The sequence below is a fragment of the Terrabacter sp. NPDC000476 genome, assembly GCF_040300125.1.
Taxonomy (GTDB): Bacteria; Actinomycetota; Actinomycetes; order Actinomycetales; family Dermatophilaceae; genus Terrabacter.
The window spans coordinates 344,047-360,547 of record NZ_JBEPDF010000004.1 but is presented as its reverse complement, the minus strand read 5'-3'; the positions used below and the strand labels follow the sequence as shown (position 1 = coordinate 360,547).

Genomic DNA, 16,501 nt, shown 5'->3' with positions numbered 1-16,501 from the left:
CTCCTGCCTCACTCCAACCCTCACTCCAGGCCTCCGTGTGCCTCCTGGTGCCGCCGGACCGCCTCCTCGAAGGCGTCGCCCCGGGCCCCGTAGCCCTCGAACATGTCCATCGACGCGGCCGCCGGCGCGAGGAGCACGACGTCGCCCGGCTGGGCGAGGCCTGCCGCCTCCCGGACGACGCGGTCCATGACCCCAGTGTCGGTCTCGGAGAGGTCGACGACCGGGACATCCGGGGCGTGTCGGGAAAGGGCCTGCGCGATCTGGTCGCGGTCGGCGCCGAGCAGCACGACGCCCCGCAGGCGCGAGGCCATCTCCTCGACGAGCCCGTCGACGTCGGCGCCCTTGAGCAGCCCGCCCGCGATCCAGACGACCGAGTCGAACGAGCGGATGGCGGCCGCCGCCGCGTGCGGGTTCGTCGCCTTGGAGTCGTTGACGAAGCGCACGCCGCGCACCGTGGCGATCTCGGCCACCCGGTGCCGGTCGGGGCGGAAGGCCCGCAGGCCGTCGCGGACGGCGATCGGGCCGACGCCGTAGGCGCGTGCCAGGGCGGCGGCCGCGAGGGCGTTCGCGACGTAGTGCGGGGCCACCGAGGGCGCGTCGCCCCGCAGGTCCGCGATGGTGCACAGCTCGGCGGCGGACCGCTGCCGCTGCTCGATGAAGGCGCGGTCGCAGAGCACGTCCTCGACGACGCCGAGCATCGAGGGCGCCGGGATGCCGGTCGTGAAGCCGACCGCGCGGCACCCCTCGACGACGTCGGCCTCCATGACGAGCTGCTCGGTCTGGAGATCGCCGACGTTGTAGACGCACGCGAGGTGGGTGTTCTCGTAGATCTTGCCCTTGGCGCGCAGGTACTCCGCGTAGCTGCCGTGCCAGTCGATGTGGTCGGGCGCGACGTTGAGCACCGCCGACGCCACGGCCGAGATCGAGCGCTGCCAGTGCAGCTGGAAGCTCGAGAGCTCGACGGCGAGCACGTCGTAGGTCTCCGGGTGCAGCACGGCCTCGAGCAGCGGGGTGCCGATGTTGCCGGCGGCGGTGGCCCGCAGGCCGGCGTGCTGCAGGATCGACGCGAGCATCTGCACGGTCGTCGTCTTGCCGTTCGTGCCCGTGACCGTGAGCCACGGCGCCGCACCCTCGCGGGCCCGCATGCGCCACGCGAGCTCGACCTCGCCCCACACCGGGATGCCGGCGGTGGCCGCCGCGAGCATGAGCGGGTCGTGCGGGGGCACGCCGGGCGAGGTGACGACGAGCTGCGTGCCCGCGGGCGGCTCGACGAGGTGCTCGGGACCGAGACGCACGTCGACCCCGAGGATGTCGAGGATCGTGGCCCGCTCGGTGATGGCCGGCGTGGCGTCGCGCGACACGGCGACGACGCGCGCACCGCGCTCCGAGAGCGCGTCGGCGGCGGCGAAGCCGGAGACGCCGAGGCCGACGACGAGCACCGACAGGCCCGACCAGTCGGCGTCGCGGTGGGTCAGCCCCTCGCGGGGCTCGTAGGCGGGGTCCCAGGTCATTGCGAACCCACCACCCACTCGGCGTAGAACACGCCGAGTCCGAAGGCGACGAAGAGCCCGGCGATGATCCAGAAGCGGACCACGACGGTCACCTCGTTCCACCCCACCATCTCGAAGTGGTGGTGGAGCGGTGCCATCCGCAGCACCCGTTTACCGGTGGTCTTGAACGAGGCGACCTGCGCGACGACCGAGAGCGTCTCGAGGACGAACATGCCACCGAGGATGACGAGCAGCAGCTCGGTGTGCGTCGTGATCGCGAGACCGGCGAGGGCGCCGCCGAGGGCGAGCGAGCCGGTGTCGCCCATGAAGATCTTCGCGGGCGTCGCGTTCCACCAGAGGAAGCCGAAGCACGCCCCCATCCCGGCGGCCGCGACGAGCGCGAGGTCGTGCGAGTCGCGCACCTCGTAGCACTTGATCCCCGGGTTGGTCTGGCAGTTCTGGTTGTACGTCCAGATGCTGATGAGCACGTAGGCGCCGAAGACCATCGTCGAGACACCGGTCGCCAGACCGTCGAGGCCGTCGGTGAGGTTCACCCCGTTGGAGGCGCCGGCGATCATGACGTTGGCGAAGATGACGAAGAGGATGACGCCGACGACGGTGCTGCCGCCGAGGGCCAGGCTGATGTTCGTGTCGCGCACGAAGGAGACGAGCAGCGAGGCCGGCGTGCGGTACTGCTCGTTGGGGAACTGCAGCGCGAGCCCCGCGAAGACGATGCCGACGAGCGCCTGGCCGAGCAGCTTCTGCTTCGAGCGCAGCCCGAGGCTGCGCTGCTTGCTGATCTTGATGAAGTCGTCGAGGAAGCCGACGAAGCCGAGGCCGGCCGCCAGGAAGAGCACGAGCAGCCCGCTCGCGGTCGGCGGGTTGAGCGTGAAGAGGTGGGAGAAGAAGTAGGCCCCGAGCATCGCCGCGATGATGACCGCGCCGCCCATCGTCGGCGTGCCGCGCTTCGTGTGGTGCGAGGTGGGGCCGTCGTCGCGGATGAACTGGCCGTAGCCGCGCTTGACGAGGAACTTGATGAACAGCGGCGTGCCGAAGAGCGAGATGAGCAGCGAGATCGAGGCCGCGAGCAGGACGCCCTTCACCGCGCCACCACCGCTCCGTCGGCGCCGACCGCATCCGGAGCATCGGGCGCACCGGCCACATCGGGCGCACCGGACGCGTCGGCGAGCCGGTCACCGAGCCAGCGCAGCCCGCTGTCGCGGCTCGACTTGAGCAGCACGACGTCACCGCGGTGCAGGCGTGCCGTGAGCAGCTCGTGGGCCGCGTCGGTGTCGGGCACCCACTCGGCGCCCGCGGCGGCCTCGGCGAGCGGGCGGGCGCCCTCGCCGACGGCCACGACGTGGTCGAAGCCCAGGCGGACGGCATACGCCCCCACGCCCGCGTGCTCCGCGTCGCTGTCGGCCCCGAGCTCGAGCATGCCGCCGAGCACGGCCCAGCGCTCCCCCGCGACCTCCATCGCGGCCACCGCGTCGAGCGCGGCCCGCATCGAGTCGGGGTTGGCGTTGTAGGCGTCGTTGACGACGACCACGCCGTCGGGACGGTCGGTGATCTCCATCCGCCAGCGGCTCACGGCCTCGGCGGCCCCGAGCCCGGCGACGACCTGGTCGAGCGAGAGCCCGAGCTCCAGCGCGGCCGCCGCGACGGCGAGCGAGTTGCCGACGTGGTGGGCCCCGCTCTGGCGCAACGAGATCCGCGCCGTCCCCTGTGGGCAGACGAGGGTGTATGCCGGCCGGCCACGCGCGTCGAGGCGCACGTCCTCGGCGCGCACGTCCGCCTCCGGCGCGAGGCCCACGAGCTGCACGCGTGAGACGAGGCCGTCGGCCATCGCGGCCACGACGGGGTCGTCGGCGTTGAGGATCGACAGGCCCCCGGCCGGAACTGCCCGCGGCAGCTCCGACTTGGCGAGGGCGATGTTCTCGCGGGAGCCGAACTCGCCGACGTGCGCGGTGCCGACGTTGAGCACGATCGCGACCTGGGGCGGGGCGATGTGCGTCAGGTAGTCGATGTGGCCGATCCCGCGGGCCCCCATCTCCGCGACGAGGAAGCGCGTCGTGGGCGTGACCCGGCAGACGGTGAGCGGCACGCCGATCTCGCCGTTGAGGGAGTTGACCGGGGCGACCGTCTCGGCCACGGAGGAGAGCACCGAGGCGAGGAGGTCCTTGACGCTCGTCTTGCCCGACGAGCCGGTGATGCCGACGACGCGCAGCTCGGGCGCCTCGTCGACGACGCCACGCGCGACCCGGCCGAAGGCGGTCTGCACGTCGTCGACGACGACGCACGGCAGCTCGTCGACGACCCGCGACGTGAGGGCGGCCACCGCACCGGCGGCCGCCGCGGCGGCGGCGAAGTCGTGGCCGTCGGCGCTCTCGCCGACGCGGGCGACGTAGAGGCTGCCGGGCCCGCACTCGCGCGAGTCGGTGCTGACGACGCCGTCGACGACGACCGCCTCGGGCGCGTCGGCGCCGTGCACCTCCCCGCCGGTCAGCTCGGCCACCCGGGCCAGCGTCAGGGCGATCACGGTGCCACCCCGGCCCCGGTGACGGCTGCGAGGGCGGCGCGCACGGCGTCGCGGTCGTCGAACGGATGCTTCACTCCGTGGATCTCCTGACCCTTCTCGTGTCCCTTGCCGAGCACCACGACGGTGTCGACCGGGCTCCCAGCGCCCGCACCGAGCACGGCGAGGGCGACGGCTTCGGCGATGGCGCTCGGTCGCGCGCCCCCGTCGATGATCTCGGTGGCGACGGCCGACCCGGCCGCGACGGCCTCGCGGGCACCCGCGACGACGGCCGCGCGGATGGCGGCCGGGTCCTCGGAGCGCGGGTTGTCGTCCGTCACGACGACGACGTCGGCCCGCCGCGCGGCGGCCGCGCCCATGCCGGGCCGCTTGCCCCGGTCGCGGTCGCCGCCGGCGCCGAGCACGGCGATGAGCCGGCCCGCCGTCGAGGGGCGCAGCGCCGCGAGGGCGGCGTCGACGGCGTCCGGGGTGTGCGCGAAGTCGACGACGCAGCGCGGTCCGTCGGGCCCGCCCGGGGCCACCACCTCCATGCGACCCGGCACGGCCGGCGGCACGGCCATGGCCGCCTCCACCTCGTGCGGGCCGAGTCCGAAGCGCAGCAGGGCGAGGGCAGCGAGGGCCGTGTTGGCGACGTTGAAGTGGCCGGGAAGGTGCGAGACGAGCGTCAGGGCGGCGCCGGTGGCGGGCTCGCGCAGCGTGAAGGCGCCCGCCTCGGCGTCCTCTGCGTCCTCGACGACCCAGTCGGCGGTCGGCGCCGCAGCACCTCCCGCGAGGCCGGTCGCGAGCGTCGTCGTCGGCACGGTGGCCTCGGCCGCCAGGCGCAGGCCCCAGTCGTCGTCCACGCAGACGACCGCCGCGCGCGAGCGCTCCGGGGTGAAGAGCGAGGCCTTCGCGGCGAAGTAGTCGCCCATGGAGGCGTGGAAGTCGAGGTGGTCCTGGCTGAGGTTGGTGAAGAGCGCGACGTCGTAGACCACCCCGTCGACGCGGTGCAGCTCGAGCGCGTGGCTCGAGACCTCCATGACGCAGGCGTCGACGCCGCGCTCGCGCATCACGGCGAGCAGGGCGTGCAGGTCGGTCGCCTCGGGCGTCGTGCGCTCCGACTCGACGGTGTCGTCGCCGATTCGCGTCTCGACCGTGCCGATGAGGCCGGTGCGCCGGCCGTGGGCGCGCAGGGCCGACTCGACGAGGTAGGCGGTCGTCGTCTTGCCGTTCGTGCCCGTGATGCCGACCGTGGTCAGGTGCTCCGCGGGGTGCCCGTAGACCTCGGCCGCGACGGCGCCGAGCACGGCGCGGGGGTCGTCCACAACGACGACGGGCACCTCGGACGCCCCGGAAGGCACGGAGGGCGAGGTCGGTCCGGACGGCCCGGTGCCGTCCAGCAGGGCCTGCCCGTCCGCATCCGTGAGCACGGCCACCGCCCCGGCCGCCACCGCCTGGTCGGCGAAGCGCGCGCCGTGGGCGTTGAAGCCGGGCAGGGCGGCATACAGGTCACCGGGGAGCACGGCGCGGCTGTCGAGCGTCACGCCGGTGACGACGACGTCGGGGCCGCCGACGGGCGTCCCGGCCCCGATCCGGGTCGTCAGGTCGCGAAGGAGCACGCCCGACGGAGCGGGACGAATGGGGGAAGGTGACACGTCATCCCAACTTACAGGCCATCCCGCTTCGCCCGCGCATTGCTGATCACCGCGGGGTCGTCGGACGACAGGGGCTTCTCGGCCCAGACGTGGTAGTCCAGGGTCGACTTCGTGCTGGGCGGCGCACCCGTGCGCTCGAGCAGGTAGGTCATGACCTGGTTGAACACGGGACCGGCGAGCGCGCCACCGAACATGCCGGCGCTCGGCTTCTGGATGAAGACGGCGACGACGTACTTCGGCGCCTCGGCCGGCGCGAAGCCGATGAACGAGGCGGTGAAGCCGTTGTAGCGGCCGAGCTTCTCGTCGTAGCGGTCGGCGGTGCCGGTCTTGCCGGCCACGCGGTAGCCCTTGATGCGGGCGGCGCTGGCCGTGCCGTTCTCGCCCGTCACCTCCTCGAGCATCCGCGAGAGCTTGACGGCCGTGTCGGTCTTGATGACGCGGCTCGGCGTCGTCGGGGCGGTCGGGATGAGCGTGCCGCTCTCGTTGACGGTGCCCTCGATGAGCGAGGGCGGCACCCGCACGCCCTTGTTGGCGACCGTCTGGAAGACGCCGGCCTGCTGGATGGCCGTGACGGCGTACCCCTGCCCGAAGAGGATCGTGTATCGGCGGGTCGAGACCCAGTCCTTGGCCCCCGCGAGCAGGCCCGCGGACTCGCCGGGGAAGCCGACGGGCGTCTTCGTGCCGATGCCGAACTTGCGGTAGTACGCCTCCATGATCGCCGGCGACACACGCTCGCCGATGAGCATGGTGCCCATGTTCGAGGACTTGGCGAGCACGCCGGTCGCCGTCATGTTCTCGACGCCGTGCGGCTCGTTGTCCTTGAACGACGTGCCGGCCCGCGGCAGCCGTGACGGCACGATGACGCCCGTGTCGGGCGTGATGACACCCTGCTCGAGCGCGGCGGCCATCGTCATGAGCTTGCCCGTCGAACCGGGCTCGAAAGCGTCGTTGAAGGCGTAGTTGCCGAGGGCGGAGGACTTCGCGTCGGCGAGGTCGTTGGGGTCGAAGGTCGGGTAGCTCGCGGCCGCTCGCACCTTGCCGGTGGCGACCTCGAGGACGACGGCGGTGCCCGACTCGGCGCCGACGGCGGTGACCTGCTTGGCGAGGGCGTTCTGGGCGTACCACTGCAGGTCGGCGTCGATGGTCAGCTTGACGTCGCGGCCGTTGACGACGGGCTTGTCCTCGCGCTGGGAGCCCGGGATGACGTAGCCGTCACGGGCGCGCTGCGCGACGCTGACGCCGGGCGTGCCGGCGAGCGTCTTGTCGAGCATCTGCTCGATGCCTCCCGCGCCGGTCTGGTCGTCGGGGCGCACGAACCCGACGAGCTGGCCGAGGGCCATCGAGGTCGGGTAGATCCGCCGCGCGGTGCGCTCCCCCGTGATGCCGGGCACGCCGAGGGCCCGGATCTCGCGGTAGACGGCCGGGTTGACCTCCTTCTTGATCACGACGTAGCGCGTGCCGGAGCGCGTGAAGAGCTTGGTGAGCGCCGAGCTGCTCATGCCCAGCAGCGGCGCGAGGTCGGCGGCGGCCCGCGTCACGCCCACCTTGCGGCGCACGCCGTCGACCTTGGCCGTGTACTCCGGGATGATCTTCGGGTCGGCGGCGATCGTGAAGCGCTCGACCGAGTCGGCGAGCACCTGCCCGTTCATGTCGAGGATCTGGCCGCGCATGGCCGGCGTCTGCGTGCGCACCGTTCGCTTGCTGAGGGCGGCCTCCTGCGTGGCCGAGGCGTCGAACGCCTGGATGCGCAGCAGCTGGCCGGCGAAGATCGTGAAGACGAAGAGGATCGCGACGAAGATGACCCGCGCGCGGCGACGCGGGTTGGCGCGCGACAGGCGCAGCGGCCGGGCCGGGCCCTGCGGGCCGCGGGGCCCGAACGGACCACGCGGGCCGCGGGGACCGCCGGGTCCGGTGGCGCGGGCGGGCCGCGACGGGCGCGCCGACGAGCGCACGGACGGGCGCGCGGCCGCACCACGGGCCGGGGCCGGTCCGCGACCACCGGTGCGGGGCGTGCCGGTGCGGGGCGCGCCGGTGCGGGGCGCGCCGGTGCGGGGCGCGCCGGTGCGGGGCGCGCCGGAGGAACGGGCCGCCGTGCCGCCTGCCTTGGGCGTGCCCTGCCGGGGCGCACCGGACCTCGGCGCACCGGACCTCGGCGCACCGGGCTGGGGGACGCCGGACGCCGTGGCAGCGCCTCCGGGCGTGCGGCGGGGGCTTCTCGTGGGCGCAGCGCCGCGACCGGACCGCCCTGGATCGGCGCCTCGGTTCTGCGTCACGAAATCACCTCGTCGTCTGCTGGGACGTACCGTCGCCCGTCGTGCCCAGTGTGGGCGCTGCGGCGTCCCCGGCCGTGGCACCCGGCGCCTTCGGCGTGGCGGCCTGCCCGGCGGCCTTCGTGGCGGAGGAGAGCACCTTCTTGGCCTCGTCCGCCACGGCCGGCGGCACCGGGCTCGTGACGATCGGGAACGCGTTGTCCTTCGTGGCCGGCTCGGGGTCGCCCGTGACCGTGCCCTTGGACAGGTCGATGTAGCCGCGCGCGTTCATCCGCACCATGCCGAGGTCGGTGGCGCTGCGGGCGAGCGCCCCGGTCGCCGAGGCGCGGTCGATCTGCTCCTGCAGGTTGCCGGCGGTGTCGCTGAGGCGCACCGACTCGCGCTGGAGGTCGCCCACGGCGAGCGAGCCCTGGGCGAGCGCGGTGTTGAGCAGGAGGAGGGCGATGAGGCCGGCCGTCAGCAGCGCGATGCACGTGGCGGCGAACACGCCGTTGCCGCTCTGCGCGATGCTCGTCGGGATGGCGCGCAGCGGCGTCGGCGCCGGGACCCGGCGAGGGGCGCGCAGCGGCCTTGCCGTGGCAGTCATCTGGCTCATCGGGTGGGTCCCTTCGTGGTCCTGCTGGCGGGGTGTGAGGTCGTGTCGCGCACGCGTTCGGCGACGCGTAGCCGGGCCGAGGCGGCCCGTGGGTTCGTGGTCACCTCGTCGTCGGGGGGCACCTCGGCCCCGCGCGTGACGAGGCGCAGGTATGCCGCGTGCTCCGGCAGCTCGACGGGCAGCCCGGGCGGGGTGCTCGAGGTCGCACCCTCGGCGAAGGCGCGCTTGGCGGCGCGGTCCTCGAGCGAGTGGTACGAGAGGACGGCGAGGCGACCACCCACGGCGAGCACGTCGATCGCCTCGGTGATGGCCCGCTGCCACACGGCGAGCTCGTCGTTGACCTCGATGCGCAGCGCCTGGAAGGTGCGCTTGGCCGGGTGGCCGCCCGAGCGCTGCGAGGCCATCGGGATCGCCCGGCGCAGGAGCTCGACGAGGCGGGCGGAGTCGGTGAACGGCTCCACCTCGCGCTCGCGCACGACGGCCGCCGCGATCTTGCGGGCGAACCGCTCCTCGCCGTACTCCCGCAGGATGCGCGTGAGGTCGGCGGCGGCATACGTGTTGAGCACGTCGGCCGCGGTCTGCCCGGTCGACTGGTCCATCCGCATGTCGAGGGGTGCGTCGACGCGGTAGGCGAAGCCGCGGTCGGCCTCGTCGAGCTGCAGCGAGCTGACCCCGAGGTCGAAGAGGATGCCGTCGACGGCGGGGCGGCCCAGGTCCGCCACGACGTCGCGGATCTCGTCGTAGACCGCGTGCACGGGGCGGAACCGGTCGCCGAACCGGGCGAGCCGCTCGCCGGCGAGCGCGAGGGCCTCCCGGTCGCGGTCGATGCCGACGACCGTGCACCCGGGGAAGCGGTCGAGCACGCCCTCGGCGTGCCCGCCCATGCCGAGCGTCGCGTCGACGTGGACCGCACCGGGCTTCTCCAGCGCCGGCGTCAGCAGCTCGAGGATCCGGTCGCGCATGACGGGGACGTGTCGCCCCTGCGCCGGTCCCCGGTCGGTCATGGTGCGTCCTTCGCGCTCGTGCTCTGCTGGTGGTCGTACTGCTGGTGGTGCTCGTGCTGCTGGTGGTTCGTGTCCTGCTGGTCCACCTGGGTGCTGGTCCCCATCCGCCACGTCCCCCGGCACGGGGGAAGTCGTTCCGGGAGCGGAGCGGCTGGAGGCCGGCGCCCAGGTGGGTCAGAAGAGGCCGGGGATGACCTCCTCGGCCGTGTCGGCGAAGCTCTGCTCGGTCTGCTCGAGATAGGCGTTCCAGACCGCGCTGTCCCAGACCTCGAGGCGCGAGCCGGCACCGATGACGGTCACCTCGCGGTCGAGGCCGGCGTACTGGCGCAGGTTCGCCGGGATGGTGAAGCGGCCCTGCTTGTCCGGGATCTCGTCGGAGGCCCCGGAGAGGAAGACGCGCATGTAGTCGCGCGCGGCCCGGCTCGTCGTCGGTGCCTGGCGCATCGACTCGGCGACCTTGACGAACTCGTCCATCGGGTAGATGAACAGGCTCCGCTCCTGGCCACGGGTGACGACGAGGCCGCCCGCCATGCGCTCGCGGTACTTGGCGGGCAGGAAGAGCCGCCCCTTCTCGTCGAGCCGAGGCGTGTGCGTGCCGAGAAACATGGCCCGCCACCTCCCCTTTGTCGACCCGTGGGTGCAGCCATTCCCTACCTTGTTGCACCACCGTACTCCACTTTGCTCCACCGTCAACGCTGTTTCGCCCGTTTTGTCGGAACTTTTTCATCGTTTTCGCAGGTCAGGACGGGTGGAGCGGAGTGGAGGGCCTACGGCCCTCCGGCCCGGGGACGAGGCACCCGGCATCCGTCGGCGGGGCGGGTCCACGCACGGGCCCCGGGGTTCGTGGCCCGCGCAGCGAACCGATCCGGCTCCCCGGACGTTGCGGTGGGGGAAAGTGGTGCGACCCGATCGGCAGCGGCGCCGAGGTCTCCATCCGGTCACGACCGTCGGGGGCCTACCGGCACGGCGGCTCTTTGGGAGAAGATCACCTGACGGGTCGCGCGACCCGCCCAGATCAAGGCTGCGCGACGACATGGGGACGACCTGCGGAGGACAGTGTGACGACGACGGAGACCGGTCTCGAGCCCACGACGGCACCGGGCACGGACGACCTCGATCTCATCCACGGCGTGGCGGACCGCCTCGTCGGGGCAATGACGAGCGTCATCGAGGGCAAGCCGGACGTCGTGCGCACGACCGTGACCGTCCTGTTCGCCGGTGGGCACCTGCTCATCGAGGACGTCCCCGGCGTCGGCAAGACGATGCTCGCCAAGACGCTCGCGCGCTCGATCGACGCCACCGTGCGCCGCATCCAGTTCACCCCCGACCTGCTGCCGAGCGACGTGACGGGGGTCGGCATCTTCAACCAGGACGCGCGTCGCTTCGAGTTCCGCCCCGGCGCGATCTTCGCCAACGTCGTCGTCGGCGACGAGATCAACCGCGCCTCGCCCAAGACCCAGTCGGCCCTGCTCGAGTCGATGGAGGAGCACCAGGTCACCGTCGACGGCACGACCTACCCGCTCCAGGCGCCGTTCATCGTCATGGCCACGCAGAACCCCATCGAGATGGAGGGCACCTACCCGCTGCCCGAGGCGCAGCGCGACCGCTTCATGGCGCGCATCTCGATGGGCTACCCCTCCCCCGCGGCCGAGCTCGACCTGCTCGCGACGCACGGCGCGGTCTCGCCGCTCGAGGGCCTCGGCGCCGTCACGGACGCCGACACCATCAACCGCGTCGTGCAGGCCGTCACGCGGGTGCACTCGAGCCCGGCCGTGCGGCAGTACATCGTCGACCTCGTCACGCGCACCCGCTCGACGAGCGCGCTGCGGCTCGGCGCGTCGCCCCGCGCGGCCCTGCACCTGCTGCGGGCCTCGCGCGCGCACGCGGCCCTCGAGGGGCGCGACCACGTGATCCCCGACGACGTGCAGACCCTCGCGGGACCGGTGCTCGCGCACCGCCTCATGCCCTCGAGCGAGACCCAGCTCGCCCGCCGCACCACCGCCGACGTCGTCACCGACCTGCTCCGCCAGGTGCCGGTGCCGTCCGCCGCCCGCTGAGGCACGGCCGTCGTGCGCGCGCTGCGCAGCGTCCTCACCACCCGGGGCCGGGCCTTCGTCGGCTCCGGCACCACCCTCGTGCTCGCCGGGATCATCTTCGGCTTCCCGGACCTGACGCGGGTCGGCGTGCTCCTCGTGGCCCTCCCGGTCATCAGCGCCGTGCTCGTGCGCACGCGCAGGACGCGGATGCGGATCGAGCGGCACACCCACCCCGAGCGGATCAGCGTGGGCCAGGACGCCCACGTCACGCTCTCCTTCGAGAACGTCTCGACGTCGACCACCCCGATCTTCCTCGCGGAGGAGCGGCTCGACTACGTGCTCGGCGACCGTCCGCGGTTCGTCGTCGGGCGCATCCCCCCGGGGCGCGTGCGCGCGATCGACTACGCCGTGCGCTCCCACCTGCGCGGACGCCACCACCTCGGACCGCTCGGCGTGCAGGTGCAGGACCCGTTCGGCCTCGCGAACCGCAACGCGGTGCTCGAGGGCACCGCCGACCTCGTCGTGCTCCCCGCCGTTCACCCGCTGTCGTCGAACCGACAGCCCAGCGCGGGGGTCGGCTCCGAGGGCGAGCAGGCCCACCTCATCGCGCTGCACGGCGAGGACGACGTCACGATCCGGGAGTACCGCGACGGCGACGACCTCCGGCGCATCCACTGGCCCGCCACCGCCCGCACCGGCGACCTCATGGTGCGCCAGGAGGACCGGCCCGCGCAGCGGCGCGCCGTCGTGCTGCTCGACCCGCGCCCGTCGGCGCACGGCGGTTCCGGTGCCGGCAGCTCCTTCGAGTGGGCGGTCACGGCCGCGGCCTCGATCGCCGTGCACCTCAGCTCCTCCGGGTATGCCGTGCACCTCGTCTGCGCCGAGACGGTCGAGACCTCGCGGGCGGCCGAGACGATGACCCCCGACGAGATCCTCGACGTGCTCGCCGTCGCCGGCACCCGCGACGACACCGGCGAGGACGAGATCCTCCGCGCCGGGCAGACGCTCGCCGCCGCGGGCGGCTTCCTCGTCACCATCGTCGGGCCGCACGACCGCGACGTCACCTCGCGCGTGGCCAGCCTGCGCCAGCCCGGCACGACCGGTCTCGCGCTGGTGCTCGACGCCCGCAGCTTCGGCACGAGCGACGCCGAGGAGGTCGAGCCGCACGTCGACGCCCTGCGCCTCTCCGGCTGGCGGGCCGTCGCCGTGCACCGCGACGACGAGGTGGCCCGGGCCTGGGCCGTGCTGACCGCCGCGACCGTGGGAGGCAGCCGATGACCCGGCGCCGTTGGCGGATCACCCTGCTCGCCGCGCTCGCCACCCTGGCCGCGGTCTACCCGATCACGAGCCTCTTCTCCGACGCGTCGTGGCTCGGCGAGGCCGTGCTCGTCATCGCCCTCGTGGCCGGGCTCGGGCTCGTGGCGCGTGGACTCACCCGCTCGCGCCTGCTCGTCGTGCTCCTCCAAGTGCTCGTCACGGCATACGTCGTGCTCGTGCGCTTCACCGGCGACTCGTTCGTGCTCCTCGTGCCCACGCCGTCGACGCTCGAGGCGGCGAACTCCCTCGGGCTGCAGGCCCTCGAGACGGTGCAGCGCTACTCGGCGCCGGCGCCGCTCAACGAGGGCATCGCCTTCTGCCTCACCGTCGCGGTCGGGCTGGTCGCGATCAGCGTCGACGCCACGGCCGCCACGTGGCGCAGCCCGGCGGCGGCCGGCCTGCCCCTGCTGACCGCCTACCTCATCACGGCGGCGAACGGCTACGCCGCGCTCGAGCTGCGCTACTTCCTCGTGCCCGTCGCGCTCTGGCTCGTCATGCTCCACACGACGGCCCGGGCCCAGTTCGGCCGCTGGGGCACGGCCAGCGCGTCCGAGGACAGCGAGATCGACGAGGCGGCGCACGACCGCGACGCGCTGCGTTCGTTCACCGCCGGGGCGCTCAAGCTCGGCGCGGTCGGCGTCGTCGTGGCGGTCCTCGTGCCCACGGTCATCCCGCACTTCCCGCCGCGCTACCTCACCGAGGGCCTCGGCCGCACGACCGGCGGTGGCGGGGAGGGCACGGTGGGCTTCAACGACACCCTCGACCTCTCCCGGAGCCTCAACGACCAGGACCAGACGCCCGTGCTCAGCTACACGACGACGGCGTTCACCCGCTCGCCGCTCCGGGTGCTCGCCACGTCCTACTACTCCCGCGGGCAGTGGCTCGTCGCCGGGTCCGGAAGCGGGTCGGGCGACCCGGCCCCGCTGCCGCCGCCCGAGCGCCGGCGCGAGTACGAGATCACGGTGTCGGACAACACGCTCGCGGCCCCGCGGATCGCGGCGCCCTACCCCGTCGTCAAGGTGGCGATGGAGGGCACGCCGTGGTCGATCGACCCCGTCACCCGCGACGTGCGCGTCGGTCGGGCCGTCAGCGACTACCGCATCACGTACGCCGACGTGGCGCCCTCGCCGCCGGAGCTGCGCGAGTCGGGCGCGCCCGACTCCCCCGACATCACCGACGACGACCTCTCCATCCCCGACCGCTCGCGCGAGCTCATCGACAGCTGGTCCGCGGAGGTCACCCGGGGCGAGGACAACCCGCTCGACAAGGCCATCGCGATCCAGGACCACCTGCGCGGCAGCGACTACACGTACTCCCTCGACCTCGGCGAGCCGCTCCGCGACTCCGAGGGCCGCCTGCTCGAGCCGATCCAGAACTTCTACCAGACCCGCCGCGGCTACTGCGTGCAGTTCGCGACCGCGATGATCATGCTGGCGCGCGCCCAGGGCATCCCGGCCCGGATGGCCATCGGCTTCCTCCCGGGCGACCTCGACGGCGAGCGCTACGTCGTGCGGGCGAGCGACGCGCACGCGTGGCCCGAGCTCTACTTCCAGGGTTACGGCTGGCTCCGCTTCGAGCCGACGCCCGGCGTGCGCGCCGGCACCCCGCCGCCGTATGCCGTGCTCGGCTCCGACGCGGGGGCCACCGGTGGTGGCCGCTCGGTCGACGACACCGAGACGGGTGGCACCGCCTCGGCGAGCGCGTCGACCTCGGCGACCCCCACGGCCGTGGCCGTGCCGCAGCAGCCGACGCTGCTCGACTCCGTGGGGTCGGTCTTCACGGTGCGCCACGTCGTCACCGCGCTCACCCTGCTCGTGCTCCTGCTCGCGGTCTTCGTCATGCCGATCACCGCGTGGCTGCTGCGGGTGCGGCGACGGCGGGCGGCCGTGAGCCAGCGCGACCTCATCGAGGCCGAGTGGCTCGACCTCACCTCGCACCTCGGCGACCTCGGCCTGCAGGCCCCCGACGGGGTGACGCTTCGCCAGCTGCGCGACCGCTACGTCGGCGACGGCCACCTCGACGAGGAGAACGCCTCCGCCATGCGCCGGGTGACGGCGACCCTGGAGAAGGCCCGGTACGACCGGCCCGAGCGCACCTCGCCGCAGGAGGCGATCCGCCTCCACCACGACATCCGCTCGATCCGGCGCCAGGTCGGGCGCACCCGGGCCTGGCAGACCCGGGTGCGCTCGTTCCTCTGGCCGGCGGCCGGCGTCAGCTTCTGGCGCGGGCTGCCGGACCGGATCCCCCGGCCCGGCCGCCGCCGCTGACCGGGCTCAGCGCACGGTCCGCACGAGCTTGCGGTTGACGAACTCCTCGATGCCGAAGCGGCCGAGCTCGCGGCCGAAGCCGGAGCGCTTGACCCCGCCGAAGGGCAGCTCGACGCCCTCGGCGCCGACACCGTTGACGAAGACCATGCCGGCCTCGATCTGGTCCGCCACCCGGCGCGCCTGGTCGGGGTCGGTGGTGAACACGTACGAGCCGAGGCCGTAGGGGGTGTCGTTGGCGATGCGCACCGCCTCGGCCTCGTCGGCGGCCTCGAAGACCATCGCGACCGGGCCGAAGAGCTCCTCGCGGTAGGTCTCCTGGTCCGGGCGCACGCCGGTGAGGACACCGGGCGGGTACCACGCGCCCTGCCGCTCCCCACTCGTCGCGAGGGAAGCCCCGTCGGCGACGGCCTGCGCCACCTGGCCCTCGAGCCGCTCGGCCGCCGCGACGGACGACAGCGGCGCCGGAGGCGTCTGGAGGATCTTCTCGGTGAAGCGCGCCACGAAGTCGTCGTGCAGCCGGCGGTCGACGATGAAGCGCTTGCCGGCGTTGCAGGCCTGACCGGTGTTGTCGAGGCGTGCCGCGACGGCGGCGTCGACCGTCGCGTCGAGGTCGTCGGTGCTGAGGACGATGAACGGGTCCGAGCCGCCGAGCTCGAGCACGACCTTCTTGAGGTGCCGCCCGGCGATCTCGGCGACGGCCGCCCCGGCCCGCTCCGACCCGGTGAGCGAGACGCCCTGCACGCGCGGGTCGGCGATGACGTCCGCCACCTGCTCGTTCGTCGCGTAGACGTTGACGTACGCCCCGGCGGGGAAGCCGGCGTCGAGGAAGATCTGCTCCTGCGCCGCAGCCGACTCCGGGCACTGCGGGGCGTGCTTGAGCACGATCGTGTTGCCCGCGGCCAGGTTGGGTCCGGCGAAGCGGGCCACCTGGTAGAAGGGGAAGTTCCACGGCATGATGCCGAGGAGGACGCCGACCGGTCGCCGCTGGATGACGGCGGTGCCCTCGCCCTCGAGGACGTCCACCGGCTCGTCGGCGAGGAAGCGCTCGGCGTTCTCGGCGTAGTAGCCGTAGATGGCGGCGCTGAAGTCCACCTCGCCCAGCGCGTCCTCGAGCGGCTTGCCCATCTCCCGCACGATGATGTCGGCGAGCGCCTCGCGCCGCTCGGTGTGCAGCTGCGCGACGCGACCCAGCAGGGCCGCGCGCTCGGCGGTGCTCGCGCCCCGGGACCACTCGCGATACGTCGCGTGGGCGCGGGCGACGGCGTCGTCGACCTGCTCGTCGGTGAAGGTGGGGTACTCCTTGACCCGCTCGCCGGTGGCGGGGTTGACGACTGCGTACTCGCTCATCTGGG

12 protein-coding genes are annotated in these 16,501 nt (G+C 73.4%); 3 read left to right on the top strand and 9 right to left on the bottom strand.

Going from position 1 to position 16,501, the window contains the following annotated elements; genetic code table 11:
* Positions 1-20: 20 nt before the first annotated feature.
* The 8 genes from murD to mraZ form a co-directional block, all read right to left on the bottom strand.
* Positions 21-1,511 (bottom strand): UDP-N-acetylmuramoyl-L-alanine--D-glutamate ligase, encoded by a 1,491-nt coding sequence (gene murD / locus ABT295_RS20515; protein WP_352396254.1) that lies wholly within the window; start codon positions 1,509-1,511, stop codon positions 21-23.
* The gene (mraY, locus tag ABT295_RS20510) at positions 1,508-2,593 is read right to left on the bottom strand and encodes a phospho-N-acetylmuramoyl-pentapeptide-transferase (protein ID WP_352396253.1); all 1,086 of its coding nucleotides are present in this window, start codon (positions 2,591-2,593) and stop codon (positions 1,508-1,510) included. The genes murD and mraY overlap by 4 nt, the downstream gene beginning before the upstream one ends.
* Positions 2,590-4,029 (bottom strand): UDP-N-acetylmuramoyl-tripeptide--D-alanyl-D-alanine ligase, encoded by a 1,440-nt coding sequence (locus ABT295_RS20505; protein WP_352396252.1) that lies wholly within the window; start codon positions 4,027-4,029, stop codon positions 2,590-2,592. Before ABT295_RS20505 ends, mraY begins: the two co-directional genes overlap by 4 nt.
* Positions 4,026-5,624, bottom strand: coding sequence for a UDP-N-acetylmuramoyl-L-alanyl-D-glutamate--2,6-diaminopimelate ligase (locus ABT295_RS20500; RefSeq protein WP_352396251.1), 1,599 nt, complete (start codon positions 5,622-5,624; stop codon positions 4,026-4,028). The genes ABT295_RS20505 and ABT295_RS20500 overlap by 4 nt, the downstream gene beginning before the upstream one ends.
* A 47-nt stretch (positions 5,625-5,671) precedes the next feature.
* The gene (locus ABT295_RS20495; protein ID WP_352396250.1) at positions 5,672-7,933 is read right to left on the bottom strand and encodes a peptidoglycan D,D-transpeptidase FtsI family protein; all 2,262 of its coding nucleotides are present in this window, start codon (positions 7,931-7,933) and stop codon (positions 5,672-5,674) included.
* A 4-nt stretch (positions 7,934-7,937) separates the two neighbouring features.
* Entirely contained in the window at positions 7,938-8,525 is a 588-nt protein-coding gene (gene ftsL, locus ABT295_RS20490) for a cell division protein FtsL (protein WP_352396249.1), read from the bottom strand.
* Positions 8,522-9,529, bottom strand: a complete 1,008-nt coding sequence (gene rsmH, locus ABT295_RS20485; protein ID WP_352396248.1) for a 16S rRNA (cytosine(1402)-N(4))-methyltransferase RsmH — start codon at positions 9,527-9,529, stop codon at positions 8,522-8,524. The genes ftsL and rsmH overlap by 4 nt, the downstream gene beginning before the upstream one ends.
* A gap of 174 nt (positions 9,530-9,703) precedes the next feature.
* Positions 9,704-10,135 carry a division/cell wall cluster transcriptional repressor MraZ gene (mraZ, locus tag ABT295_RS20480; protein ID WP_345508557.1) on the bottom strand — a complete coding sequence of 144 codons (432 nt, stop codon included), beginning with the start codon at positions 10,133-10,135 and terminating at the stop codon, positions 9,704-9,706.
* Positions 10,136-10,587: 452 nt separating this feature from the next.
* Here mraZ and ABT295_RS20475 point away from each other — a divergent pair, with 452 nt between their 5' ends.
* Genes ABT295_RS20475 through ABT295_RS20465 form a run of 3 tightly spaced genes read left to right on the top strand, consistent with a single transcriptional unit; the run spans position 10,588 to position 15,149 of the window.
* Entirely contained in the window at positions 10,588-11,586 is a 999-nt protein-coding gene (locus tag ABT295_RS20475) for an AAA family ATPase (RefSeq protein ID WP_352396247.1), read from the top strand.
* A gap of 12 nt (positions 11,587-11,598) precedes the next feature.
* Positions 11,599-12,843, top strand: a complete 1,245-nt coding sequence (locus ABT295_RS20470; RefSeq protein WP_352396246.1) for a DUF58 domain-containing protein — start codon at positions 11,599-11,601, stop codon at positions 12,841-12,843.
* Positions 12,840-15,149: a transglutaminase TgpA family protein gene (locus ABT295_RS20465; protein WP_352396245.1), complete on the top strand. Its 2,310-nt coding sequence runs from the start codon at positions 12,840-12,842 to the stop codon at positions 15,147-15,149. The genes ABT295_RS20470 and ABT295_RS20465 overlap by 4 nt, the downstream gene beginning before the upstream one ends.
* Before the next feature lie 6 nt (positions 15,150-15,155).
* On the opposite strand, the gene ABT295_RS20460 is transcribed toward ABT295_RS20465, so the two are convergent.
* Positions 15,156-16,496 carry an NAD-dependent succinate-semialdehyde dehydrogenase gene (locus ABT295_RS20460; protein WP_352396244.1) on the bottom strand — a complete coding sequence of 447 codons (1,341 nt, stop codon included), beginning with the start codon at positions 16,494-16,496 and terminating at the stop codon, positions 15,156-15,158.
* Between the last annotated feature and the right edge of the window lie 5 nt (positions 16,497-16,501).